Below are 26,198 nucleotides of genomic sequence, written 5' to 3' on the forward strand. Positions count from 1 at the left end.
TCTCTTTAAGGTATAAGCACAATGCAATTAAATACACCTAAGTTTGTTAACCATCCTAAATTAATTGCTTGGGTGGAAGAAATTGCTAAACTTACAAAACCTGCAAACATTGAATGGTGCGATGGCAGTGAGACTGAATACAATCGCCTGATTCAGCAAATGATTTCTAATGGTACAATGCAAACATTGAATGAGGAAAAACACCCTGGTTCATATCTTGCAAACTCTGACCCATCAGATGTAGCTCGCGTGGAAGATCGCACTTTTATTTGTAGCAATAATAAAGAAGATGCTGGCGCAACAAATAACTGGGAAGACCCAACAATTATGCGTGGCAAGCTTTCAAAACTATTTGATGGCTGTATGACAGGTCGCACCATGTACATTGTTCCTTTTTCAATGGGACCTCTTGGTAGCCACATTGCACATATCGGTATCGAAATTACAGATTCACCATATGTTGTTGTAAGTATGCGTAAAATGGCACGTATGGGTAAAGCTGTATACGATGTACTAGGTACAAATGGTCACTTTATTCCATGTGTACATAGTGTGGGTATGCCTCTTCTATCAAATGAAAAAGATGTTGCATGGCCATGTAATAAAGAAAAATACATTGTTCACTATCCTGAAACACGCGAAATTTGGTCTTTTGGTTCTGGATATGGAGGCAATGCACTGCTTGGTAAAAAATGCCTTGCATTACGTATCGCATCTGTAATGGGGCGTGAACAAGGTTGGCTTGCTGAGCACATGCTTATTCTAGGGATTACCAATCCAAAAGGTAAAAAGCATTATATCGCTGCTGCATTCCCATCGGCATGTGGTAAAACTAACTTTGCAATGCTTATTCCACCAAAAGAATATAACGGTTGGAAAATAGAAACAGTTGGAGATGATATTGCTTGGATTAAACCAAGTGAAGATGGTCAACTTTATGCCATTAACCCTGAAGCTGGTTTCTTTGGCGTTGCACCTGGTACAAATACAAAAACCAATCCTAACTGTATGGCAACTTTGCATAAAGATGTCATCTATACCAATGTTGCTGTATCTGATACAGGAGAAGTATGGTGGGAAGGCCTCACAAAAGAAGCTCCTAACAACCTTACAAATTGGAAAGGTCAACCTCATCAAAATGGTGAAAAAGCTGCACACCCCAATGCACGCTTTACCGTTGCTGCATCACAATGCCCATCCATTGATGCCGATTGGGAAAATCCAGCAGGTGTTCCAATCTCTGCTTTCATTTTTGGTGGTCGAAGAGCAGATACGATTCCTTTAGTATCCGAAGCTTTTGACTGGGTAGATGGTGTCTATAAAGCAGCGACAATGGGCTCAGAAACTACTGCAGCAGCTGTTGGCCAACAAGGTATCGTACGTCGCGACCCATTCGCAATGTTACCTTTTACAGGCTATAACATGGCTGACTACTTCGATCATTGGTTACAAATTGGTGAAGAGTTGCATGCGAAAGCAAAAACACATGGTAATCAGCCTCCTAAAATCTTTAATGTAAACTGGTTCCGCCGTGACGAGCAAGGTAATTTCATTTGGCCTGGTTTTGGTCAAAATATGCGTGTATTAGAATGGATAATTAATCGTTGTGATGGTCAGGCAAATGCAACAGAAACGCCTATTGGCCTGGTTCCTGAATATGAAGATATTAATTGGGCTGGGAGTGACTTTTCAATAGAACAATTTGAGCAAGTAACAAACTTAGACCAAGACCAATGGGTTCAAGAACTTGAAAGCCACTATGCACTATTTGAAAAGTTAGGTGGCCGCTTACCTAAAGCCCTACTAGAAAGACAAGAGCTACTACTAGAGAAATTTAAAGAAGATATATATGCCTAATTAATAGCTTTATATCCTTTTATATATGGCCACATTATTGTGGCCATATTTGTATAGCTTCTATAGAAAAATTAAAAATTTCAGCTTAATATGACATGCATTAAACACAAAAATACAAATGGATCATACATGATGAAAAAGGTACTTTTATTTATTGGCTTTGCTACAGTTGGTCTCACCATGACCGCATGTCAAAATATCCCTCAAAGATATAATGGTAATGCAGGCTATAAAGTGGAAAGTAAAACAAATAACAGTGCAATTATTAGCTATACTTTGGCCGTTCAACCAAACCATGCACTGAACCAAACTAAATTAGAAAATGCATGTAAAAAAGTACTAACAGAATCATTAAACTATAGCGTAAAAGTTTTAAGTACAGATGAAATTATTAATCCTGCAAATACCCCTCAATCGGCAGGTATAAACATTGGGCACAGCCAAACGACTTTCGGTCTTGCAAATACCAATACTGGAGACAACAGTGCCTCACGTACAGCACTTGGTATACACCCCAATACCCTAACCGTTATTCGCTATGAATGCACACCAAAATAGTAAAAAAAGCACAGCTTAGCTGTGCTTTTCTAATAGATTTTTATTTATTAACCTAATGCTTTTTCTGCTGCTTCCACCGTTTGACGAATTAATGTCGTAATTGTCATTGGACCTACACCACCTGGTACAGGTGTATAAGCCGAAGCAACATCTTCAATACCTACAAGCTGAATATCACCTACACCACCATTTTCACGTGGATGGAAACCAGCATCAACGACAACTGCACCTTTTTTAATCCAGTCTTTTTGAATAAGTTCAGCTTTACCTACAGCGCCTACAACAATATCCGCCTGTTTCACAAGCTCAGATAAGTTTTGCGTACGAGAGTGGCAAATAGTTACCGTCGCATTTGCTTGTAGAAGCATCATTGCCATTGGCTTGCCTAAAATTGCAGAACGCCCCACAACGACAGCATGCTTGCCTGCAATCTCAATATTATTTTCTTTTAGAATCGTCATAATGCCCGCAGGTGTTGCAGAGCCATATGCAGCTTCACCCATCGCCATACGACCAAACCCTAAACAAGTTACGCCATCAACATCTTTTTCTAAACGAATTGCATCAAAACATGCACGCTCATCAATTTGTGCAGGTACAGGATGTTGTAGCAGAATACCATGCACATCAGGATTAGCATTTAGCTTTTCAATTTCTGCAAGTAGCTCTTCAGTTGTTGTATGTTCAGGTAATTCAATTTTTAATGAATCCATACCAACACGGCGACATGCATTACCTTTCATACGTACATAAGTAGCAGATGCACCATCATCACCAACGAGAATCGTTGCTAATATAGGAGTACGCCCCGTTTTTGCTTTTAGTACCTCAACTCTTTCCAGTAAATTACTTTCAATTGTTTTTGCTAATGCTTTTCCATCTAAAACAAGTGCCACGGCGCATCTCCAAGATCATTTTCAAACTAATTTCGTAATAATACATGATTATTTTAGCAATTTTATTTTATATGTTGAATTTATGAACATATATTCATAGTTATCTATTGTGTTTTTTCAAAAGGTTGCTAATATGTGCATCACCAAGACATGGCGGGGTGGCAGAGTGGTCATGCAGCGGACTGCAACTCCGTGTACGCCGGTTCGATTCCGACCTCCGCCTCCAATCTTGGTAAAGCCCGGGTGGTGAAATAGGTAGACACAGGGGATTTAAAATCCCCCGCCCACAAAGCGTGCCGGTTCGAGTCCGGCCCCGGGCACCATTCTAGATAATCTTAGAATGGTGTGAAAAAAACCAGCTTTAAGCTGGTTTTTTTGTATCTATACTCTAATTAAAATATAAAAATGGGCTGTAATCATACAACCCATTTAAAAATAAAATATTAAGATAAAATAAGTACAACTACTGCGAAGCACATACAGTAAATCCCGAACAAGTGCCAGCGCCCACTTTCCAGCCATGATGATAACCACTTTAATGCAGCTAAGCCCGCAATAAAACTTGCAATCATCCCGACTAAACTCGGAAAGATTAAATGGCTAATCTGCACATGTGCTGCACCTTGGGTATGCAGTAAACGTACAAATTCTTTAATAATAATGACAGGTGTCAGTACGACTGCAAGAGCAAAACTAAACTCTTCAACTTTCTGACGTGATAATCCTAATAATAAACCTGTCGAAATGGTTGCACCCGATCTAGAAAACCCACGAAATGGAAGACAAAGTGCTTGAACTGCACCAATAATAGATGCTTTCTTCAAATCTAGTTCATGCTTTTGATCTTGCTTCAAACGAGAAGATAAAATAATAATAATCCCTGAAGCAAATAAGGCTGCTGCCATTAACTTTGAATTACTAAATAAATGCTCGATCTCAAAACTATCTGCATTACCAAAAAAGACGTGTTTAATAAAAGATTGTAACGCCAATCCAAGAAAACCTGTCACTGCAGTTGCAGCCACAATATAAAGTGCTTGTTTTTTAAAGTTATCTACTGATGAAAAATATGTTTGCTTCCATGACTTCCAAAAATAAACAATGACAGCAAACATTGTTCCTGTATGTAACATGACAAGTAAAAAAGTCATTTCAGGTGCAGATGGATCAAACCCCATTAGCTTTTCAGCAAGAATCACATGTGATGAACTTGATACTGGCAATAGCTCTGCAAGGCCTTGAATAATTGCAAGTATAATGACATGGAATAAATTCATAAAACGCTCTTTTTGACATTATTGCTGTTTTATACGAGGGATTTCTTATGAACAGATTAAAAAATGTGAATCATTTAACATCTGAAACAATATCTATGTTTTAACTTCGGTTTATCTAGCATAAATAATATCTTAGAGCAAAAAACACCTTTGCTTTTATTTTAGACAATCACCTTTGCTTTGCATAAAACATCAACAATAAGAAAAATGATCACTTGCTATTATTTATATAATTCACTAATATTCACCGCACATGCCCGGGTGGTGAAATAGGTAGACACAGGGGATTTAAAATCCCCCGCCCACAAAGCGTGCCGGTTCGAGTCCGGCCCCGGGCACCATTCTAAAATTATCTAGAATGGTGTAAAAATAAAACCAGCATTGAGCTGGTTTTTTTATTTGTATTTTATTTATTATCTTTTTCTAACATCCAATGAACAGCAGCATCAAATAAGTGCTGTCCTTCTTCAGATAAATTATTAAATGTATTGTTGCTTAAAAAGAACATTAAACGGCGTGCTGGCGCTAATGTTTCATAGTCCATTGTACTGCCCTTCTCATATCCCCAGATTGCAGGCTTTTCAGGCTGACCATAAATCGTTGCAATAATTATTGCACCTAAACCCGGCTTACCCCAACTCATGGGCGCTTGTGCTTTATATACATTGGTTACACCAGCAGGTAAATTGGCAGAAAGCATGTGTGGTTGGTTAACCAACCAGAGATAACGCTCTTTTTCCACCTCACCAAAATCTGCATGAATACGCTTACCAGTCATCGCCAAATCATCAAGGTAATCATTTTCCCAAGTCATTAAAGGAATAGGTAGCTCTCTCCAACCAGATTTTAAGTTTTTTGCAGCAACCGTTGAAGAAATAATAACAAGGTCAACTTTTGGAATTTCTTTAGGATCTATAGATTGGTCAACCAAATCAACATCATTCCCTTTTTTCTCTAAATAATGCTGAATAGCTTGATCTGACTTGATATCAACACCATTTAACTGAGATACCAATAAAATATGTGCTGCATATAAATGAGATGTAAAAATTGTAGCCAAGCTCAATGCCATACAACGCAATAATAAATACATTTTTAATTTCCTCACATAAATTAGCCAAGAATATAAAATACTCTTGGCTAATCATTAATTACGCTATCACTTAGAACTTCATTGTTGCTCTAAGAGCAAACTCTCTCGCATCACCTCGAGAAACATTAAGATATGCAGCACCATCTAAACCTGTAGTCGATGTGAAATAATCTTTATCAAATAAGTTATTTACATTAAATTTCAGATTTAAATCTTTTCCGCCAATTAAAGTATCATAGCTAATAAATGCATTTACGAGCGTATAGTCTGGTAGTTTAAAGTTATTTGACTGATCTCCCGGACGGTTACCCACATAGTTACTGCTTGCACCAAATCGCAATTGACCATTAGCAAATTGGCCATAATCATAAGATAAAGAAAGTGATGCTGTATTTTTGGCAACATTCGGTAAATACTTGCCAATTGCTGTTGTATTGGTTGAATCAGTTACTTTTGCATGTGTATAAGCATAAGTTACGATTGCATCAAGTTTATCAGTTACACGCCCTGTTACATCTAACTCTACACCTCTAGAGCGAGCATCTTGTGCTGTAGAAATATTTAAAGAAGTGTCATTATCAATAATATTGGTCTTTTTAATATCATAAAGCGCCAAATTTGCTGTTAAACGGTCATCTAACTCATATTTAAAGCCAATTTCATAAGACTTTGCTTGTTCAGGTGGTGTAGCATTATTTAACTGCGTTTTATAACCTGCAATTGTCCAACTTGGTTTAAGCGATTCAGTATAACTTGCATAAGTTGAGAACTGATCATTAAACTTATAAACGAGTCCTGCTCTTGGTAACCACTTTCCATCATCTGTATTAGTATTTAGAATAAATGGACGACCTTTACCTGCGGTTTGCTGCCAATGGGTATAACGTCCACCTAATACTGCAATCCATTGATCAGTTAAATACAATGAGTCTTGTAGATAAAAACCATATGTATGTAAATTATTGGTCTGATCACTTGCTGTAGAATCTACCGTAGATGGTAAGCTTACACTTGAACCCGCAAGTGTTTCATAATTTATACTTTTTTGGCTATTAGCAACAGTACGCCATAGATCTTTACGGTAATACTGTACATAGGATGCTTCTGTACCTAACTGTATATCATTACGTAAACCAAAGATTGTCGTTTTACCATTTAAATAAGCATTTCCAAAACTTGATATGCTCTCGGCACCTGTTGTGGCATCGTTACTACGTTTTAATGTATCTGTTGTCGTATTCAACGAACCAGGTACAGCGCGCATCTGTCCTGCATCATACAATTCTTTGTTATAGCTATAGCCTGTATGAAATGCCCAGTCATCATTGATACGATGATCTAAAGTAAGCTGTGCAAGATGGTCTTCACCCTGCATTTGATTCGATGCAGTATCTAAACGTGTATATTTTGAAATAGGAAGAACTTTCCCTGTACCAAAACGATCAATAATTGTAGATCGGTCAAAGGGAACATCAAATTTATGGTATTGATAACTTGCATTAATTTTTGTTTGCCCATTATCCCACTGAATACTTGGTGCAATTAATTGCTGATTGTTATACCCAAAATTCCGCCAATAATCTTTTCTAGATTGATCTGCAACTAAGCGATAAGAAAATTGACTCGTACCAATTTGCCCTGTGGTATCTACACTTGTACCCACACCATTTTTGCCACGTGCATAGCTCGAACCATAAATAGAAACTTCTGTACTTTGTTTTTGTTGAGGCTGTTTTGTAACAACATTGACCACACCACCCGGATCCATAATTCCATATAGAAGTGTTGCTGGTCCTTTCAATACTTCAATCTTACTTACAGCTGCATTCATTGCACGCCCTTGTACAATAGGCATACCATTAATCATGATAGAGCCATCACGATTATCGCCAAACCCTCTTTTCATGACTGTGTCTTGCGTGCCTGCCAAAGTATTACCCTGAGTAATACCACTCACTTGAGTTAAGGCATTGTCTAGATTTTCTGGCTCATAATCTTGGATATATTTAGGTGGTACAATATTGACTGTTTGAGGTATATCAAGATTCTTCTGTGTACTACGTAAAGTAGACATATCACGATGAGCAACATAATGTGTCACCTGTTCTTCTTGAGCAGAAGATGTGATTGTCGGTAGCATTAAAGAATCATTTGCTTGCGCATAAGCAATACTAAGTAAAGAGACAGACAAAAAGGTCTTTGTAAAATGAATAGAGTTTTTCATACAAATAAAGCAACATAAATTTACCTGAAAGATACATATAATAATTCTCATTTTCAACAAAATTACTATTATTAGTTATAGAATAAATCTATTAATATTTTTGTAACTTACGCTCATACCCAAGAAACTGCATAAAATACCAACACTTAAAATATAAGATTCTTGCTATTTCTAAATATTTTATCTATGATTGCGCACATGCCCGGGTGGTGAAATAGGTAGACACAGGGGATTTAAAATCCCCCGCCCACAAAGCGTGCCGGTTCGAGTCCGGCCCCGGGCACCATTCTAATAATTTTAGAGTGGTGTAAAAATACCAGCATTAAGCTGGTTTTTTTGTATCTAAAAATTAACAAATCAATACAAGTGAATATATTTTTTTATAAAAATAAATGAAATACCAAAATACAAGCACTTATCATCACAATATGGAAAGTGATATATTGTCTCATATTAAATTTAACGCTAGGTGTCTTATGAAAAAATTAATACTTGCAACATTATGTGCTTCATCTGTCATGCTTGTCGCTTGTTCGAAAAAACCTGAAGCAACACAACAAACTGAACAGCAAACACAACAAGCTGCTCCTGCTCCAGTCAGCTTTAGTCATGACAATGTTGCAGATATTAAGGCTGATTTAAAAGCTGTCCAAGAATTATCAAATAAGAAAGCACAAGAAGGTGTTAAGTTCCAAGAAGAAGCTATGGAAGCTGCAAAATCTGGTAAAGAAGAGCAAATTCAGGCCATGGTTGGAAAAATGAAAGTATTTGTCGACAGCTTTAATAATGAATTAAGTGCTTTAAGCTTAAAAAGCGCAGAAGTAAATGATCTCCGTATTAAAATGATCGAATCTAATAACTACGGTCTACAACTTGCACAAGAAAGTGTTACAAAAACACCTGATGAAAAGAAAATGAATGACTTACAAAAGCAAGTGAATGACGTTCAACAGCAAATGCTCGATATTATGCAAAAACTTCAAGCAAAAGTGGGTACTTTGCAACAAGCAGCTTCTGAAGTAAAACCAACTAAACCTTAAAGTTAGCCTATTGTGTAGTGTACTTCTGAGGTACGCTACACATATCCATTCAGTCACTTAAAAATGATGTTATGCAGCCACTTTCTCTGCTACGAAAAAATCTACGAAAACAAAGAAAAAACTTAAATCAATTTCAGCAAAGGCAAGCTGAAATAGCCTGTTTACATCAAATTATACGTACCCCCTTATTTCACCATGCGCAACATATTGGACTTTATTTAGATGCATTTGGAGAAATTCAAACTCATCTCCTCCTACTCTATTGTTTCAAAAAAAGAAAAATTGTGTATTTACCTAAAGTTTGTGCAATGAATCAATGCTTAAACTGGGTAAAAGTATCAAAAAAACAGTATTTAAATAATCGCTTTAGTAAACATCAACTTGGAATGTATGAACCTCAAAATGGCATAGGGATTCAAGTTCAATATTTAGATGTTATTTTCATGCCACTGCTTGCATGTGATTTACTAGGTACACGATTAGGCATGGGAGGTGGTTTTTATGATAGAACACTTGCACATACACCTAAAAAGCCGTACCGTATTGGTTTAGCGCATGATTTTCAGGTTATAAAAACACCTCTACTACGTAGAGCATGGGATGAACCCTTAGATGCATTATTCACACCTTCAAAATACTATCAATTCACATCTAACTTAAGATAAACGCTGTTTTTTTCAACGAATCCCAACTTTTTTAGTCTTTTTTATTTTTTTAGCCCTTGTAATTTAAAAAAAGTACATCACTATAAAATATTATGGCAACAATGTTGTCACTCATTAGGAGTGCCCCATGACTGAACAAATTCTGAATAATGAAAGTTCTCAAGAACTTACAACTATTCCAAACGTATTACCTCTTTTAGCGTTACGTGATGTTGTTGTATATCCACACATGCAAATCGCGCTTTTTGTTGGTCGTGAAAAATCGATAAAAGCTGTTGATGTGGCGCGTAACAGTGACAATTTAGTATTTGTGGTTGCACAAAAAGACTCTCTTACAGAAGATATTGATCAAGAAAATCTTTATCAATATGGTACTGTTGCAAAAATTGTCCAAGTTGTTAACCATGAAAATGATGAAAACTGCATTAAAGTTTTGATCGAAGGTTTATACCGCTCAAAATTAGAAAATATTTCAGAGCAAGAAAGTCATTTCACAGCAGAACATACACTTAGCCCAATACACGTTGGACTAGATAAAGAAACACAAGCAGATCGTTTACAAGAATTGCAAGGTCTATTTGCGCAGTATGCTGAAGCAAAACTACGCAATGCGCGTGAGTTAATTGCTGCTGCCAACAAAATAGATGATTTATTACAATTACTATTTTTTGTTGCGACTCGCGTGCCTCTAAATATTGCTGTTAAACAGAACTTTCTAGAAGAAGACTTATTCGAAGCACATCTTAAAGAGCTTATGACTTACCTTCTTCAGCAATCTGAAGAACAGCAAATTGAGCAAAACTTGCATGAAAATGTAAAACGCCAAATGGAAAAAAATCAGCGTGAATACTTTCTAAATGAAAAAATGAAAGTCATTCAACGTGAATTATCCGATATGAATGGCGGTGCTGAAGATGAAGTCGCTGAATTGGAAAAGCGACTTGCTGAAGCAGATCTACCTGAGCATGTACGTAAAAAAGCCGAAGTTGAATTTAGAAAACTCAAGGCTATGCAACCTGCATCAAGTGAAGCTGCAGTTGTCCGTAACTACTTAGATGTTATTTTAGATACACCTTGGAATACAGCAAGTAAAGTAAGCATTAACCTAAACAAAGCACAAGAAATTCTAGATAAAGACCATTACGGCTTAGATGAAGTTAAAGCGCGTATCGTTGAGTATCTCGCAGTTCAATCACGTGTGAAAAAACTACGTGGCCCGATTCTTTGTCTAGTTGGTCCTCCTGGTGTGGGTAAAACATCACTTGGTGAATCTATTGCCAAAGCGACAGGTCGTGAGTTTGTACGTATGGCTTTAGGTGGCGTACGTGATGAAGCAGAAATTCGTGGGCACCGTCGTACTTATATTGGTGCGATGCCAGGTAAAATCGTGCAATCTTTAACAAAATCAGGAGTTAAGAATCCTTTATTCTTACTCGATGAAATTGATAAAATGGCACAAGATTATCGTGGTGATCCAGCTTCTGCCTTACTTGAAGTGCTAGACCCATCGCAAAATAGTAAGTTTAACGACCACTATTTAGACTTGGATTTAGACTTATCTGAGGTTATGTTTATTTGTACTGCAAATAGCATGAATATTCCTGAAGCATTACTTGACCGTATGGAAGTTATTCGCTTACCAGGATATACCGAAGAAGAGAAAGTAAATATTGCATCTCGTTATTTAGTACCAAAAGCAATTAAAGATAATGGCTTACGTGCTAAAGAGCTTTCTGTACATGAAGAGGCAATTCAAGATATCGTTCGTCGTTATACCCGCGAAGCAGGTGTTCGTAGCTTAGAACGTGAAATCTCAAAAATTGCACGTAAAGTTGTTAAAGAAGCTGTAAGTAAAAAAGCGAAAAACTTGCATATTGATGTAACAGATCAAAATTTACCTGACTACTTAGGCGTACATAAATTTGATTATGGTATTGCTGAAGAAGAAGCACAGATTGGTCGTGTAAATGGTCTTGCTTGGACATCAGTAGGTGGCGAGCTTTTAACGATTGAAGTCGCTGCTGTGAAAGGCAAAGGTAAGTTCATTACTACAGGCTCTCTTGGCGATGTAATGAAAGAATCTATTACTGCTGCAATGACTGTTGTAAGAACACGTGCAGATGAGCTTGGTATCGAATCTACTCGCTTTGAAGAAACTGATGTACATGTTCATTTACCTGAAGGTGCAACACCTAAAGATGGTCCATCAGCAGGTTTAGCATTAACGACTGCTCTTGTATCTGCGTTTACAGGTATACCTATTCGTGCAGATATTGCTATGACAGGTGAAACGTCTTTACGTGGTCATGCATTACGTATTGGTGGGCTAAAAGAAAAACTTCTTGCAGCACATCGTGGTGGTATTAAGCTTGTATTTATTCCACAAGAAAATGTTCGTGATTTAGCTGAAATCCCTGACAATGTAAAAGAAGGTTTAGAAATTAAAGCAGTCAAAACGATTGATGATGTCTTGCCATTTGCATTAACAGAAATGCCTAAACCACTACCAACACCTTTGGTTAAGCCAGTCACTGAAAATAAAGTAACTCGTCACTAATATTATACGTATAGAAAAAAGCCACTCATAAGAGTGGCTTTTTTTAATGATGTAATAAAATGCTGGTAATAATGCCTGTTGCAGCAGCAACTAAAATATATTGACCATTTACATGTAGCCAACGATGCCCACTTGGTGGTGGTGGTAGACCATTATCTTGCCAATTATTTATACGATAATTTGGCCCCCAATAAGACCGTGGTAAGTATCCACCTCTTTGCCATTGCCCACCTTCAGGTGCATGGTAGTAGTGAGGATATTGACGAAAGTCAGGCTCATATCTCATATCTTGTGGATGGCCATGATGATGAGGGCGATCATCAGAAAATGAGGGTTGTCCGCCTTGTGGCCCACCTCGTTCTGGACCATGATCCCATGGATCAGCAGAGGCAATACCACTCATTAAAGTACTTGTACATAATATTGTAGTACAAATTAAATGCTTGTTAAGTTTTAACATTTCAAAGCCTTACTTCACTCTTTATATGTAATTTACTCATAAATATAAGAGCTTCGATGAATAATCATGTGAGGCGCTGTAAACAATTAAGTAAGAAATGTATAATATGCAAATATTTTATAAAAATATTGTAGATCATGTAATTCAATGATCTTTCATTTTTAGTATCTGAACATTTATGATTTACCCTTTCTCAAGTTATAATTATTGGCTTTTCAATCAATAATTCTTACCTATGAAAATTCGCATCCTTACCATTGGTCAAAAAATGCCTGCGTGGGTACTTACAGGAGTCAATGACTACCTAAAACGTATTCAACCTTTTGTACAAACCCAGTTTGTTGAAATACCAATGGCGAAACGAGGAAAAAATGACTCAGAAGCAGATATTTTTAAGTACTGTCAAACTGAAGGTGAAGCAATTCTAGCAGCACTAAAACCAAATGAAATTTTAATTGCGCTTGAAGTGAATGGTAAAGAGTTAAGTACAGAAAATCTTGCCAAAACCATGAAAGATTGGATGCTAGAAGGACAAGATATCGTACTTGCAATTGGCGGGCCTGATGGCTTAAGTGACCAAGTTAGGCAAGTAGCCAAATGGCATTGGTCACTATCTAAACTTACATTACCTCACCCACTTGTTCGAGTGATGCTTATTGAACAGCTTTATCGTGCAATGAGCATTAACCATAACCATCCATACCATCGTGCTTAAATTTAAGCATATTTAAAGGATATTTATGAATTTACAAACCCTACCAGGTTTATTTATTTCTCATGGTTCACCTATGCTTGCTCTAGATCCTGAGCAAGTTGGACCTGCATTACACCGTCTAAGTATTAATCTTCCCAAACCAAATGCGATTATCGTTATGTCTGCACACTGGGAAAGCCAAGCTTTAGAGGTGAGTACAGCAACTAGACCTGAAACTTGGCACGACTTTCGTGGATTCCCAGCAGAGCTTTACGAGATTCGCTATCCTGCATCAGGTAATATTGAACTTTCAGAACGTCTGTTAGAACGTTTTGCAAATGCAAATATTCATGCAAATGCAAATAGCACTCGACCTCGTGATCATGGTGTTTGGATGCCACTACTCCACATGTATCCAGAAGCTGATATTCCTGTCATTGAAATATCATTGCCCATGCAAGGCAGTGCTGAAGATATTTATCAAATTGGTAAAACCTTAGCTGAACTGCGGCAGGAACAAATACTATTGATTGGTTCAGGTAGCATTACACATAACCTTTCTGAACTTTCATGGCAGACTCGTCAATTAGCTACACCTACTTGGGCTTCTAATTTCAGAAACTACATTGTTCAAAAACTACAACAGCATGATTTTGAAACCGTTTTAGACTGGGAAAATCTACCATATTTAGAAAAAAACCACCCAACACTCGAACATCTAGCACCTTTATTTTTTGCAATGGGTACAGGGCATCGGTTTAGCATTGTTCATAGTAGTTTTTCTATGGGGTCTCTAGGTATGGATATTTACCGCTTCGACTAAAATTTCATCCAAACATAAAACCAGAAACGTGTATTCCACCTAAAAAATTTGTTTCATGATAGTTTCTTCTTGCCTTTTCATTCTCTGCTGCACCGACTGCCACCATGATAGGAAGCAGATGTTCTTCTCTTGGGTGTGCAAAGCGTGCCGCAGGCGCTTGTTTCCAATCGCATAGAAGCATATTACGCGATTGCCCTTCATGATTTAGAAGCGTATTACCCAACCAATCATCAAATAAAGCAGACTGTTTTTCAGCAGTAAAGTTAAAATGTGCAAGATTGTGATAGGTTAATCCACTCGCAATAATCAAAATATTTTCATCTCGTAAAGCAGCAAGCTGACGCCCTAATTCAATATGTGTTATAGGGTCTAAACCTTTTTTTAAAGAAAGTTGTACTACAGGAATATCGGCTTTAGGATTAATGACTTGCATTGGTGCAAACATGCCATGGTCATACCCCCTAGACATGTCTATAGCAACATCAATATGTGCAGCTTTTAAAATATCAACTATCCTAGTACTTAAGTCACGAGAACCAGAGGAAGTATATTTAATTTCGTAAGTATCTCTAGGAAAACCTGAATAGTCATACAGCATTGTTGGTCTTTCTGCACCTTGTACCGTAAAAACAGACTCTTCCCAATGTGCAGAAATCATTAAAATTGCTTTAGGCTGTTTTACTAAGCTCTCTAATATTTGAGATAATGAACGCTCTAACTCTACATATTGCTTTTTAAGTGTATCTATCCATGGCCAAGGCCCACCACCATGTGAAACGAAAAACACTGGTTGACGTACTTGATCAATATTCATTGCTTTCCCCATAAACGTTTATCTGTGTTTATAGAAGTATGAAAGCTTCTAAGGCATAGAACAATTCAACAAATAGAACACTCAGATGAAGTATTAGAACGATAGCTTCAAATTTCAATAAATCTATTTGGTTGATTACAGTAAGTAGCATTTACAACATAATTATTTGTTTTTTTATAAAATTTTATTTACCCATAAGAATAGGGATTGTACTTTCTCACAAATTCACTAAAACCAAGCGATCAATTTTAAATCACTTAATACATATATAACTTCTTATCAGTTATTTATGCATATAATCATAAAAAATTTAATGACCGCTATATATGAATATCACTTTAGACTGGCATGAACCTATCATTTTAGGCAGCTCATCTACTCTTCTAAAAAACCTAAAAGTATTTGATTTCTCAATACCCCCTGAAATTGCGGGTGTATATATTTTCTTTCGCGAATATGGTGATTATAAAGAAGCTTTATATGTAGGCCGTTCTGAAAATATTCGTAACCGTATGAAAGCACATTTTAATAGTATTAAACTTGTAGATGGCCTTATTAATACTAAAGCTGGTCCAAAGAAATTGGCTTTTGCTGAAGTCATTACAAGAGGAAATTTAAGTAAAGCACTTGCTCAAGCAGAAAAAGGGCTCATCAATGAGTTAGATAGTTTAGACCACCCTCTTTTAAACCATCAACTAATGAAAGATCAATATGATTATATTATATCTAAAGGTGCAGTCATTGATATTATAGATACTGAAATTTCAGTATTTTGCTCAAATAAAAACTAAAAAAAGAGCTAAAGAAATATCTTTAGCTCTTTTTGAGGTAACTTAGTTTCCTGAACGGATAATATAATCAAATGCAGATAATGCTGCTTTTGCACCCTCACCAGTAGCAATAATAATTTGCTTGTAAGGTACAGTTGTACAGTCACCTGCTGCAAATACACCTTTTACATTGGTTTCATTACGTTCATTTATAACAATCTCACCACGTTTTGACAGCTCGACAGCACCACCTTTTAAGAAATCTGTATTTGGTAATAAACCAATTTGTACAAATATTCCTGCTAAATTAACTGTATGCAGCTCATCAGTCGTACGATCTTTATATTTTAGTCCTGTAACTTGTGCACCATCACCAATTACTTCAGTAGTTTGAGCATTCATAATCACTGTTGAATTAGGTAAGCTATGTAACTTATTTTGCAATACTTGATCTGCAAGTAAATGGTCACTAAATTCAATAAGTGTCACATGCTCAACGATTCCAGCTAAATCAATCGCTGCCTCAACACCTGAGTTACCACCACCAATAACGGCAACATGTTTTCCTTTAAACAATGGGCCATCGCAATGCGGGCAATATGCAACACCACGTGTACGGTATTCTTTCTCACCAGGTACATTTAGCTCTCTCCAACGCGCACCTGTTGAAAGAATAACTGATTTGGACTCTAGCTTTACACCATTTTCTAGCTCAACCGAAACAAGACCATTGTCAGTTTGATCTGCACCAATAATTTGGCTTACACGCTGTAGATTCATAATATCTACATTGTACTCACGCACGTGTTTTTCCATATCACTTGTAAACTGTGGACCAACTGTACGCTGAACAGTCGTAAAGTTTTCAATATCCATGGTATCCATAACCTGACCACCAAAGCGTTCAGCCACAATACCTGTTTTAATACCTTTACGAGCTGCATATATTGCAGAAGTACCACCTGCTGGTCCACCACCAACAACAAGTACATCAAATGCTTCTTTTGCATTTAATTTTTCAGCTTCTTTCTCTGCCGAATTCGTATCAAGTTTAGCAACAATTTCTTCAAGCGTCATACGACCCTGACCAATATGTTCGTTGTTTTGAAAAACCATTGGTACAGCCATAATTTTTCTTTCTTCTACTTCATCTTGGAAGAAAGAACCATCAATCATCGTTGCTGTTGTATTTGGGTTATAAATAGCAATTAAGTTTAAAGCTTGAACTACATCTGGACAGTTGTGGCAAGTTAGAGACACAAATACATCAAAATTTGCTTTTAAGTTTAAGCCCTTAATTTGATTTAAAATCTCATCTGAAACTTTTGGCGCATAACCAGAAACTTGTAATAATGCTAGAATGAGAGATGTAAACTCGTGCCCCATTGGTAAACCTGCAAAATATACACGTGGTTCTTCACCTGCTTTTGCAATACCAAAGCTTGGACGACGAATGTTTTGACCATCTAAACGAACAGTTACTTGGTCAGAAAGTTCAGCGACTTCTGTCACAAGCTCTTTAATTTTAATGGCTTTATCTGATTCATCTAAAGATGCAACCAACTCAATTGGGCTTTCTAAACGTTCTAAATAAGCTTTTAACTGTGCTTTAATATTTTGGTCTAACATTATTTAGTCTCCAGTGGAGTAATTTTTAACTAAGATAATCATATCTAAAATATAACAATAGTTAAAACAGAATATTCACATAGATATAATCGTTTTTTTAAATTAACACTTAAATTACAAGTACCAATATATACTTTCTTTATGGCAACCAAATAAAAAACCAAGCATATTAAATATACTTGGCTCTAGCTTATATCATTTTATTTAAATGTTTTAAAACGTGCACTATCTTCCATAAACTCTTTTTCACCTGCTGGTGCTTCTATTGAACCAAATACAAGCTGTGCACGTAGTTTCCATGTTGAAGGAACTTCAAATACTTTCGCAGCTTCTTCATCTGCAATAGGATTGTAATGCTGTAAAGAAGCACCAATATTTTCTTCAGAAAGTGCTGTCCATACCGCAAACTGCGCAATTGCACTTGAGTGTTCTGACCAAATTGGGAAATTATCTGCATATGCAGCAAACTGCTCTTGAAGCCCTTTTACAATATCCTGATCTTCATAAAACAGAACCGTTCCTTTACCTGCTGCAAAGCTATTAATCTTTTTATTTGTACCCTCAAATGCAGCTTCAGGTACAATTTTACGTAGAGTTTCTCTTACAATTTCCCAAAACTTTTTGTGTGAGTCATCAAATAAAATTACTGCTCTTGAAGACTGGGAGTTAAATGCAGAAGGACTTAAACGAATTGCTTTTTTAATTAATACTTCTAGGTCTTCATTAGACTGTTGAACATGATTACCAATTGCATAAATCGTACGACGTTTTTCAATTTCTTTAATAAATGACATTATTTTCTCCACACGATATTTATTTAATTGAACGAACCTATTTATTAAGTACTATTTTATAGAGAACGTAAGTTATAAATATATGACACCTAGTCAACACTCTGTCCTATTTTTGCAATAATGAAATAAAAAAGCGCCAATTTATCATTGACGCTATTCAAATAATCAGATTTTTAAGCTAACTATTTCTCAGTTTCAAACAGTGCCGCCACAAAAGATTTTGCAGAGAAAGGACGTAAATCATCAATCTTTTCACCTACACCAATAAAACGAATTGGCACATGTGTACGGCTTGCAATATTAAAGAGCACACCACCTTTTGCAGTACCATCTAGCTTCGTAATTGTAATCCCTGTAAGACCAACTGCCTGATCAAATTCTTGTACTTGATTAATTGCATTTTGACCTGTACCAGCATCAACAACCAACATAATTTCATGTGGTGCGGTTGGATCAACTTTTTGCATCACACGTTTTACTTTCTTTAACTCTTCCATTAAGTTGCTTTTATTATGTAAACGCCCTGCTGTATCTGCAATTAAAACATCTACACCTTTAGCACGCGCACTTTCAAAAGCATCATAAATAACTGAAGCACTATCTGCACCATGCCCCTGAGCAACAACAGGAATTTCGTTACGCTCACCCCAGATTTGAAGTTGCTCAGTTGCTGCTGCACGGAAAGTATCCCCTGCTGCAAGCATCACTTTCTTCCCTTCACCCTGTAACTTTTTAGCAAGCTTACCAATTGTTGTTGTTTTACCAACCCCATTTACACCTACCATTAAAATTACATAAGGATTCTTTTGTGTATCAATTTCCAATGCTTCAACACGTGGCGCCAACAAATCAACAAGTTCTTCTTGTAACGCTTTATATAAAGAATGAGAGTAAATTAAATCGCCGCGCGCTGTACGTTCAGTTAAATTGGTAATAATTCTTTTCGTAGCATCTACACCAATATCTGCAACGAGAAGCTGTTCTTCTACTTCCTCTAATAACTCATCATCAATTTCTTTACCACCAATTAAAATGTTCACCATACCATCAGCGAAACTTTTTCTTGTCTTGGTTAGACCTTCTTTCATTCGACTAAAAAAGCTACCTTTTGGCTTCTCTTCAGTCTCTATATTTTTAGGCTCATTAGAAATAGTATGTTCTGGCGCATGGCTATATTCAGATTCTTTTGTATCTACAATTGGGACATCAACAGCAGGTAAGTTGGGTAATGTCACATCATCATCACCAATATCTGCATCAATTAGAAACTTATTAGACACATTATTTTGCTCGTGCATGCTGATCCCTTGAAAAAACAGTGCATTATTTAAAAAGAAAATTTTAACATAATTTTAAAAGAACCGCCCACTCAATCCATTAAATACAATTTAACGCCCTTCTGCAGGATAAGTTTTAATATTTGCAATTTCAAACTGATACGCTCTGACTAGGCGAAAATAATCACTTTTTTGAATATTCTCTTGTGTAAGTAGTTGATACGCCATTGCTTGCGTCTGAGGATATAACGTTTGCCCAGCTATAGATTTCACTTGGTGATACTGCTCCTCTGTTACAGAACTGCATAAAAGGAATAGGCAAAATAAAAACACACTTAAAATAGTGAGTACAACTCCCCAGCAAGAGCAGATGTCAAATGACAGATGACTATATGGCTTTTTCTTTAAAACATTAAAAAAATTTATAAATTTCTGCATGACCAACCTCAGTTCAACCTAAGTTTAAGGCGATCATGCATACAGTACAATAGCTTAAATCATATAATAAGTAAAATATGGTTACTATATAGTTTAAGTGGTTGGCACAATATGATGAACGAAAACAAAATATAATGTTGCTGCCAAGCAGGCTAAGATCACAATAAGTAATACTGGATTTACACCTTTTTCATGATGGTCTTCTTCAACATTTTGTAATGTAGAAAGCTGTTTTAGCTCTGTATTGTAAACATCATAGAATTGCTTTTGACTACTCACATCTAATACTTTTGTAAAAGATAAAATATTCGCGCGTTGTGTGATGCCTATATTTCCTACTTTATCATTTTTGTGATATAGTGATTCATGTAATTGATCTCTGTGAAACTTTGCAAGTGCTTTTACTTGCTCTATATTAATTGGAAGATCAAAGTTAAATCCGTCTATTGTATGTGTATTCATTTTTATATCCTTAGTTGCTATCTTTAAATTAATATCTTTTTTAATCTTTATAACTTTAGTATACACCCATTTTTTCTGTTTAGTTATTATTCATATAAACCTGAAAAATTATCATTAATACATTTAACAATTGACAAAACATACTGAATGTAATATTAGTTTAACAAATTAAAGTTAAATTAGTGAATACTTGGACTTGTGAGAAGTCCTTAAATCATAATTAAAATAAGGAGCTTAATATGATTCAACAACTCTCTCAACACGATCTAGAAACTGTATATGCAACTGCTGTACATACGATCCAATCGCAAATGAACTTTTCAGATGCGGTGACTGACTTAGAAAATGCTGCACGTGCAGGTCATGGGAAAGCTGCTTTATTTCTAGCAGAGCTATATAACCAAGGCTTCCGCGTAGAGCGTGATAGCTACAAAGCACAATATTGGCAAAAGATGGCAACCATGGTTGCTTAATAAAACGTCACCTAGGTGGCGTTTTTTTTGCTTTATTTTTCTAATTTTAATATTTCTTATTTTCTTTTTTCTAGAAATTTCAACAAGAAAAATCCAACGATAAACCCAAGTCCAATAACAAATAAAATTGAAGCTAAGTTTACCCACATAAGTGCCTGATCTTTTGTAACCACACCAAATAAGAGCCCAAAAATTGCAGGTGACAATAACGCATTTGTCCCTTCTGAGACTGTTGGTGTGAAAAAGAATGCAAACAATATAAGTGTCGATATCGAACAAAACCGCGAATACGGTTTTGTTATCAGATACCAGCAAAGTAAAATAAGAAATGCGCCAATGCCATAGACACTTATTGCGATCATCTCTTCTGGGAATACATCAAGTAACGAAAGTACTTGATGTAGAATCCCCATATTTTCACTAGGCACCACGTAAGCCCTCAGGTGCAACCGCATTCGGGTTAATTAGGCCTTCAGGTGGCATTTGTAAAAAGAAACCTTTTGTTTCTAATGAATCTATTACATGTAAAACATTTGCACGGGCTAGTTTACGACCCTCGCTTAACTCTAGATGCATTACAAAAGTTGCACGACCAAATGCTTGGCGTACGGTTTCAGGAACAACCTCTAAAGGATCATACCCTTCGGCTTTTTCTACATCGGGTTGAGATGCAACGTAAATATACATTTCATCTTTTTTACTTGAACGATAAATATCACAGTGCATAAATAGTGCTCTTCATCTTTTAAATATAAAATTTGGTATTTATTGTATCTGAAATTTCTTTATTTGCGTATTTTCATTTGCTGTGTCAAATTTAATTTATCGGCCTGTAATATTTTGAGTAATGGCTCAACTAGTAACGGATAACGCCAACCTTTTAAGTAACAAGATAAATGCTCTATATCTTGATGATGAAAAACAACATGATGATATAATTCATTGAGCCATTTTTTTCGCATAAGCACTGCACGAGGAACTTTTGTTTCCTGTGCAATACGGTCAATAAGTTCATCAACTTGTTCTGCAACTTCTTTAGAAATTTGCTTTACAGGTCTAGCAAGGCTCAGAGGCCATAAATCTTTTTCAGGTAAGAACTTTAAAAGATCTAAAATAACTTTTCCATATTCACGAATAATATTGGGGCGCATACCTTTTATATTCGAAAGCTGAAATTGATTCTTAGGGTTCTTTTCCACAAGCTCAATCATTACATTATTTTTAAGTACAAAGCTTCTCGGAATATTAAGTGCTTTAACAAGTTGCTCGCGCCAAACACTCAATTGCTGTAACTGCATTAGCTGACGGCGAGAGTGTCTATAATTACCTACATCTTTATATAATTCATCGGTAGGCGTTTCTAAACTAATTTCATACGCTAAGCTTCGGCAATCTTCTTCCACATATGCCAATAATTGCTTATGTTGTAGATCTTGTTTTATCTTTTCTGCCAAGGTTGGTAAAAACTCTACATCATTGGCTGCATAACAAAGTTGTTCTCGGCTTAATGGTCTTGCTGTCCAATCTGAGCGAGTATGATCTTTTTCTATTTCAATATTTAAATATAGCTGTAATGCATTTTGATAACTGACTTGAAGTCCATACCCTAAAAATGACATAGCCAACTGGGTATCAAATATATTATGAAGCGGCTTAATTTTTGAGTAATGATAAAATAAATCAATATCTTCACTACACGCATGAAAAATATTTTGATTCGCTTTTTGTAATTTTTGCCAAAACTCTGTGAGATCCAAAGTAACACCATCTAATAAATAGACTTTACCACTCACATTAATTTGAAATAAGCCTAATTTTGGCCAAAGCGTATCAACCTTCACAAATTCACTATCTAGTGCATAAGTTAAAGTCTGTTCCATCTCACTGAGAATATGAGACAGTTCATTTTGTTGCTGAATAAGTTGATACATGCCGCTGTCTATTACCTAGCTATTAATGAGTATATTTCAATTGAACCACAGGCATTCTTACTTCTTCGTAGAAAAAAAATTGAGGTACAATTAAATTGTGCATAAGTTTATTCTTTTATACATCAAAAACTTCTTTTTTCATTCTGTGATATACAAAAATCCAATGTCTTTGTATATTTTTTAGTAAATCATCATTTAAATTAATATTATTTAAACAGCATACGCTGATGTACTGCTTGGCTTAATGTATGACTATCGACATACTCTAGCTCACCACCTTGTGGAACACCCTGTGCAATACGAGACATACGTACAGGCAAATGTTTACATGCTTCTAATAAATAATGTGCAGTTGCTTGTCCCTCTACAGTCGCATTGGTTGCAAGTATAACTTCCTGTATTTTGCCTTCACTTAAACGACCAATAAAACGAGGAATACCTATTTCATCTGGTCCAACACCATCTAATGGAGATAGATGCCCACCAAGTACATGATATTTTCCATTAAAACTACCTGTTTGCTCAATTGCCATAACATCGGCTGGTGATTCAACAACACAAAGCAGCGTCTCATCACGATGATGTGATGCGCAAATATCACAAACTCTATTTTCTGTCAGAGAGTTACAAACCTCACAACTATGGATATGTTGAGCAGCTTCACTCAAAGCATTTGCTAACAGCATGGCACTCTCACGATTTTTCATCATAAGATGCAATGCCATGCGCTGAGCCGACTTTGGCCCAACACTTGGCAAACGGCGTAATGCGTGTACTAAGTCATCAAACTTATGACTAAACATGCATAACCCCTTTCAATTAAAATAAGCCTGCAAGACCGGGTGGAAGCCCTGTACCTGAATTTGCATCTTTCATTTTTGCTTCCGAAATTTCTTCCGCTTGGCGAGATGCATCATTCATTGCAGCTGCGATTAAATCTTCAACCATATCTGCATCATCCTGTAAAAGTTCAGGATTAATTTCAATACGTTTCACTACATGACGACAAGTCATCGTCACTTTTACTAAACCACCACCAGCTTCTGCATGAACTTCTGTTTGTGCAAGTTCTTCTTTTGCTTTTTTCGCATTCGCTTCAACATCTTTTTGCATGCGCTGCGCTTGCTGCATCAGCATATTAATATTCATACCAAAAGCTCCAAACTTTTAAATCAAATCTAAACCACGAGATAAGTCACGAATAATATCATGAATATCTTCTAAACCAACAGAAAGTCGAATCAAGCCATCACTAATTCCCGCCGCTTGCTGTGCTTCTTTTGATAATTTTCCATGTGTTGTCGTTGCAGGATGTGTAATGGTCGATTTTACATCACCTAAATTACCTGTAATAGAAATGAATTGCGTACTATCGATAACCTTCCATGCAGCATCTTTTCCACCTTTCACTTCAAATGAAACAATACCACCAAAACCTGACTGCTGTACTTTAGCCAACTCATGGCCGGGATGGCTTTCTAGACCCGAGTAATATACTCGTTCTACTTTCTCATGCTTTTCTAACCAGTTTGCAACTTCTTGTGCACCCTCACAGTGGGCTTTCATTCGTAACTTTAATGTCTCTAAGCCTTTTAGAAAAACCCATGCATTAAATGGACTCATAGATGGCCCTAATGTACGAACCACACCAAAAATTTCTTCTAATAAATCATGGTTTCCAACGACTGCACCACCTAAAGCTCTTCCTTGTCCATCAATATATTTAGTTGCTGAATATACAACCAAGTCCGCACCAAATTTAATTGGTTGCTGTAAGACAGGCGTACAAAATGTATTATCTACGACTAAAAGTGAATTATTTTGGTGTGCAATTTCAGCAACTGCAGAGATATCTCCTATCATCGCCAATGGGTTTGATGGTGACTCTAAGAAGAAAAGTTTTGTATTTTCACGAACTGCTGATTTCCATTGAATCAAATCAGTTAAGTCAACATAAGTTACTTCAACACCAAACTTTGTAATGTACCGATCAAACAGTCCAACAATAGAGCCAAAAATATCTCTTGAGCATACAACATGATCACCTGCTTTTAGATAAGCCATCATAATTGCTAAGATAGCTCCCATGCCTGACCCTGTTGCAACAGCACGCTCACCACCATCTAATGCAGCGAGTCGTTTTTCAAACATACCGACTGTCGGGTTGGTAAAACGAGAGTAAATATTTCCTTTTTCTCTACCCTGAAATTTATCAGCCGCTTCCTGTGCATTTTTATAAACAAAAGATGAGGTTAAGAAGATTGGCTCTCCATGCTCACCTTCATGTGTACGTGTATGCCCTGTTCTAATTGCTAAAGTATCCAGTTGAAATTGGTCATATTCTTCTTGGTTCATAGACTTTCACTCATGTTATTCACTTATATTCCATTCATTGTGAGTGCCAACTTATAAACTGGTCAAGTAAAAAAAAGGAAAGGACTCATTAACTCAAAAAAATTCATGTTTATAAGTATAATAATGAAAAAAACTATAAATATTACTTTATGATTGTTGAAAAACATCCAATTCAGTAGACTCAAAATATCACTTTTAAATCAATTACAATCAAAACATCAGAGGTAGTTATGACACAAATTGTTTCTTTTATTGGACTTGGTGCAATGGGCTATCGCATGGCAGCACATTTACCAAAGCATTTCTCAAAAGTACTCGTATGGAATAGAACATCAAATAAAGCCGAAGAACATGCTACAACATATGGTACACAGGCAGTCACCTTACAAGAAGCTGTGCAGGCAGATATTATCTTTTCATGTTTGCCTACAAGCGCAGATGTAGAACATCTTATTCAGCCTCTAACCATTAAGTCAGGTGCAATTTGGGTAGACTGTACTAGCGGTGTTCCTGAAAGCGCTAAAAAATTAGAAGTTCAATTAAAAGAAAAAAATGTGGCCTATTTAGATGCACCTGTAAGTGGACAGACGATTGGTGCAGAGAACGCAACACTTACATTTATGGTTGGCGGTAATATAGAAACTTTTGAAAAAGCATTACCTGCAATGCAAGCACTAGGGAAACTAATAAAGCATGTTGGTGACTCAGGTGCAGGATTTGCAGTTAAAGCCGTCAACAATATGCTGATGGCTGTACATTTATGTGCTGCATGTGAAGGAGCTTCTACATTAAAATCCCACGGCGTAAATTTACAAGAAGCATTTGAATGCATTAATGCTTCAAGTGGGCAAAGTACTGTGACGTCTTCTGTGTTACCTCAACGTATTTTTAACCGCAGCTTCCCAAATACTTTTGCGCTGCCTCTACTTGCCAAAGATACAGGTATTGCTTTAGACCTCGTACAAAATGCCAAGCTTTCAGCACCTGTTATTGCAGCCTCACAAAGCTTAATCCAAGCTGCAAGTAATCTTGTAGAACCGAATAGCGACTTCTCAACTGTTGCCAAAATGTATGAAATGCTGAATAAAGTGACTATTGAATAAATAACTTG

The 26,198-nt window shown here is 36.4% G+C and carries 27 protein-coding genes and 4 tRNA genes; 14 read left to right on the plus strand and 17 right to left on the minus strand.

The window, feature by feature from the left end:
• Positions 1-21: 21 nt before the first annotated feature.
• Positions 22-1,857, plus strand: coding sequence for a phosphoenolpyruvate carboxykinase (GTP) (locus tag P256_RS03980; RefSeq protein ID WP_023272398.1), 1,836 nt, complete (start codon positions 22-24; stop codon positions 1,855-1,857).
• A 129-nt stretch (positions 1,858-1,986) separates the two neighbouring features.
• Positions 1,987-2,415: a hypothetical protein gene (locus P256_RS03985; RefSeq protein ID WP_023272399.1), complete on the plus strand. Its 429-nt coding sequence runs from the start codon at positions 1,987-1,989 to the stop codon at positions 2,413-2,415.
• A gap of 47 nt (positions 2,416-2,462) precedes the next feature.
• Here P256_RS03985 and folD read toward each other — a convergent pair whose 3' ends face one another.
• Entirely contained in the window at positions 2,463-3,311 is an 849-nt protein-coding gene (gene folD, locus P256_RS03990) for a bifunctional methylenetetrahydrofolate dehydrogenase/methenyltetrahydrofolate cyclohydrolase FolD (RefSeq protein WP_023272400.1), read from the minus strand.
• Between the two features lie 152 nt (positions 3,312-3,463).
• Here folD and P256_RS03995 point away from each other — a divergent pair.
• Together P256_RS03995 and P256_RS04000 are read left to right on the plus strand one after the other, a co-directional pair.
• Positions 3,464-3,537 (plus strand) — tRNA-Cys (locus P256_RS03995).
• An 11-nt stretch (positions 3,538-3,548) separates the two neighbouring features.
• A tRNA-Leu gene (locus P256_RS04000) sits at positions 3,549-3,634 on the plus strand.
• Between the two features lie 120 nt (positions 3,635-3,754).
• Here the strand turns inward: P256_RS04000 and P256_RS04005 are convergent.
• A complete protein-coding gene (locus P256_RS04005) occupies positions 3,755-4,588 on the minus strand; it encodes an undecaprenyl-diphosphate phosphatase (RefSeq protein ID WP_023272401.1) in 834 nt (277 codons plus the stop codon).
• Positions 4,589-4,843: 255 nt separating this feature from the next.
• On the opposite strand from P256_RS04005, the gene P256_RS04010 reads away from it, so the two are divergent.
• Positions 4,844-4,929: transfer RNA gene (locus P256_RS04010), tRNA-Leu, on the plus strand.
• 65 nt (positions 4,930-4,994) lie between these two features.
• Here the strand turns inward: P256_RS04010 and P256_RS04015 are convergent.
• Together P256_RS04015 and P256_RS04020 are read right to left on the minus strand one after the other, a co-directional pair.
• Positions 4,995-5,681, minus strand: a complete 687-nt coding sequence (locus tag P256_RS04015; protein ID WP_023272402.1) for a hypothetical protein — start codon at positions 5,679-5,681, stop codon at positions 4,995-4,997.
• Between the two features lie 70 nt (positions 5,682-5,751).
• Positions 5,752-7,905 (minus strand): TonB-dependent siderophore receptor, encoded by a 2,154-nt coding sequence (locus tag P256_RS04020; protein ID WP_023272403.1) that lies wholly within the window; start codon positions 7,903-7,905, stop codon positions 5,752-5,754.
• Positions 7,906-8,105: 200 nt separating this feature from the next.
• Between P256_RS04020 and P256_RS04025 the strand changes: the two genes are divergently transcribed.
• From P256_RS04025 to lon, 4 genes are all read left to right on the plus strand, one after another.
• Positions 8,106-8,191: transfer RNA gene (locus P256_RS04025), tRNA-Leu, on the plus strand.
• Positions 8,192-8,381: 190 nt separating this feature from the next.
• On the plus strand, positions 8,382-8,945 hold the full coding sequence (locus tag P256_RS04030) for a hypothetical protein (protein ID WP_023272404.1): 564 nt from the start codon (positions 8,382-8,384) through the stop codon (positions 8,943-8,945).
• A 71-nt stretch (positions 8,946-9,016) separates the two neighbouring features.
• Positions 9,017-9,610 (plus strand): 5-formyltetrahydrofolate cyclo-ligase, encoded by a 594-nt coding sequence (locus P256_RS04035; protein ID WP_023272405.1) that lies wholly within the window; start codon positions 9,017-9,019, stop codon positions 9,608-9,610.
• Positions 9,611-9,737: 127 nt separating this feature from the next.
• Positions 9,738-12,167, plus strand: coding sequence for an endopeptidase La (lon, locus tag P256_RS04040; protein ID WP_023272406.1), 2,430 nt, complete (start codon positions 9,738-9,740; stop codon positions 12,165-12,167).
• Between the two features lie 43 nt (positions 12,168-12,210).
• Here lon and P256_RS12960 read toward each other — a convergent pair whose 3' ends face one another.
• Positions 12,211-12,627, minus strand: coding sequence for an RcnB family protein (locus tag P256_RS12960; RefSeq protein ID WP_023272407.1), 417 nt, complete (start codon positions 12,625-12,627; stop codon positions 12,211-12,213).
• A 235-nt stretch (positions 12,628-12,862) separates the two neighbouring features.
• Between P256_RS12960 and rlmH the strand changes: the two genes are divergently transcribed.
• Both rlmH and P256_RS04055 read left to right on the plus strand, forming a co-directional pair.
• Positions 12,863-13,342, plus strand: coding sequence for a 23S rRNA (pseudouridine(1915)-N(3))-methyltransferase RlmH (gene rlmH / locus P256_RS04050; RefSeq protein ID WP_023272408.1), 480 nt, complete (start codon positions 12,863-12,865; stop codon positions 13,340-13,342).
• A 25-nt stretch (positions 13,343-13,367) separates the two neighbouring features.
• Positions 13,368-14,144, plus strand: coding sequence for a dioxygenase family protein (locus tag P256_RS04055; protein ID WP_023272409.1), 777 nt, complete (start codon positions 13,368-13,370; stop codon positions 14,142-14,144).
• 4 nt (positions 14,145-14,148) lie between these two features.
• Here the strand turns inward: P256_RS04055 and P256_RS04060 are convergent, their stop codons facing one another.
• A complete protein-coding gene (locus tag P256_RS04060) occupies positions 14,149-14,958 on the minus strand; it encodes a DODA-type extradiol aromatic ring-opening family dioxygenase (protein ID WP_023272410.1) in 810 nt (269 codons plus the stop codon).
• A gap of 326 nt (positions 14,959-15,284) precedes the next feature.
• Here P256_RS04060 and P256_RS04065 point away from each other — a divergent pair, with 326 nt between their 5' ends.
• Positions 15,285-15,749 carry a GIY-YIG nuclease family protein gene (locus P256_RS04065; protein WP_023272411.1) on the plus strand — a complete coding sequence of 155 codons (465 nt, stop codon included), beginning with the start codon at positions 15,285-15,287 and terminating at the stop codon, positions 15,747-15,749.
• A gap of 42 nt (positions 15,750-15,791) precedes the next feature.
• Here P256_RS04065 and ahpF read toward each other — a convergent pair whose 3' ends face one another.
• From ahpF to P256_RS04090, 5 genes are all read right to left on the minus strand, one after another.
• Entirely contained in the window at positions 15,792-17,357 is a 1,566-nt protein-coding gene (gene ahpF, locus P256_RS04070; protein ID WP_023272412.1) for an alkyl hydroperoxide reductase subunit F, read from the minus strand.
• 200 nt (positions 17,358-17,557) lie between these two features.
• A complete protein-coding gene (locus P256_RS04075) occupies positions 17,558-18,151 on the minus strand; it encodes a nitroreductase family protein (RefSeq protein ID WP_023272413.1) in 594 nt (197 codons plus the stop codon).
• A gap of 182 nt (positions 18,152-18,333) precedes the next feature.
• On the minus strand, positions 18,334-19,449 hold the full coding sequence (gene ftsY / locus P256_RS04080) for a signal recognition particle-docking protein FtsY (protein WP_023272414.1): 1,116 nt from the start codon (positions 19,447-19,449) through the stop codon (positions 18,334-18,336).
• A 90-nt stretch (positions 19,450-19,539) separates the two neighbouring features.
• A complete protein-coding gene (locus P256_RS13225) occupies positions 19,540-19,701 on the minus strand; it encodes a hypothetical protein (protein ID WP_155756734.1) in 162 nt (53 codons plus the stop codon).
• 258 nt (positions 19,702-19,959) lie between these two features.
• Complete coding sequence (locus P256_RS04090; RefSeq protein ID WP_023272416.1) at positions 19,960-20,328, minus strand: hypothetical protein; 369 nt, start codon at positions 20,326-20,328, stop codon at positions 19,960-19,962.
• 239 nt (positions 20,329-20,567) lie between these two features.
• Here P256_RS04090 and P256_RS04095 point away from each other — a divergent pair, with 239 nt between their 5' ends.
• Positions 20,568-20,801, plus strand: a complete 234-nt coding sequence (locus P256_RS04095; protein WP_023272417.1) for a hypothetical protein — start codon at positions 20,568-20,570, stop codon at positions 20,799-20,801.
• Positions 20,802-20,857: 56 nt separating this feature from the next.
• Here the strand turns inward: P256_RS04095 and P256_RS04100 are convergent, their stop codons facing one another.
• The 6 genes from P256_RS04100 to P256_RS04125 form a co-directional block, all read right to left on the minus strand.
• A complete protein-coding gene (locus tag P256_RS04100; protein WP_407637979.1) occupies positions 20,858-21,256 on the minus strand; it encodes a hypothetical protein in 399 nt (132 codons plus the stop codon).
• On the minus strand, positions 21,222-21,527 hold the full coding sequence (locus P256_RS04105; protein WP_023272419.1) for a YcgL domain-containing protein: 306 nt from the start codon (positions 21,525-21,527) through the stop codon (positions 21,222-21,224). Before P256_RS04105 ends, P256_RS04100 begins: the two co-directional genes overlap by 35 nt.
• A gap of 59 nt (positions 21,528-21,586) precedes the next feature.
• Complete coding sequence (locus P256_RS04110) at positions 21,587-22,732, minus strand: ribonuclease D (RefSeq protein WP_023272420.1); 1,146 nt, start codon at positions 22,730-22,732, stop codon at positions 21,587-21,589.
• Positions 22,733-22,938: 206 nt separating this feature from the next.
• Positions 22,939-23,535 carry a recombination mediator RecR gene (gene recR / locus P256_RS04115; protein WP_023272421.1) on the minus strand — a complete coding sequence of 199 codons (597 nt, stop codon included), beginning with the start codon at positions 23,533-23,535 and terminating at the stop codon, positions 22,939-22,941.
• Positions 23,536-23,551: 16 nt separating this feature from the next.
• Entirely contained in the window at positions 23,552-23,881 is a 330-nt protein-coding gene (locus P256_RS04120; protein ID WP_023272422.1) for a YbaB/EbfC family nucleoid-associated protein, read from the minus strand.
• Between the two features lie 18 nt (positions 23,882-23,899).
• Positions 23,900-25,087, minus strand: a complete 1,188-nt coding sequence (locus tag P256_RS04125; protein ID WP_023272423.1) for an O-succinylhomoserine sulfhydrylase — start codon at positions 25,085-25,087, stop codon at positions 23,900-23,902.
• 230 nt (positions 25,088-25,317) lie between these two features.
• Here P256_RS04125 and P256_RS04130 point away from each other — a divergent pair, with 230 nt between their 5' ends.
• On the plus strand, positions 25,318-26,190 hold the full coding sequence (locus P256_RS04130) for an NAD(P)-dependent oxidoreductase (protein ID WP_023272424.1): 873 nt from the start codon (positions 25,318-25,320) through the stop codon (positions 26,188-26,190).
• The last annotated feature ends 8 nt before the right edge of the window (positions 26,191-26,198 follow it).

Source organism: Acinetobacter nectaris CIP 110549 (assembly GCF_000488215.1).
In the GTDB taxonomy this organism is placed as follows: Bacteria; Pseudomonadota; Gammaproteobacteria; order Pseudomonadales; family Moraxellaceae; genus Acinetobacter; species Acinetobacter nectaris.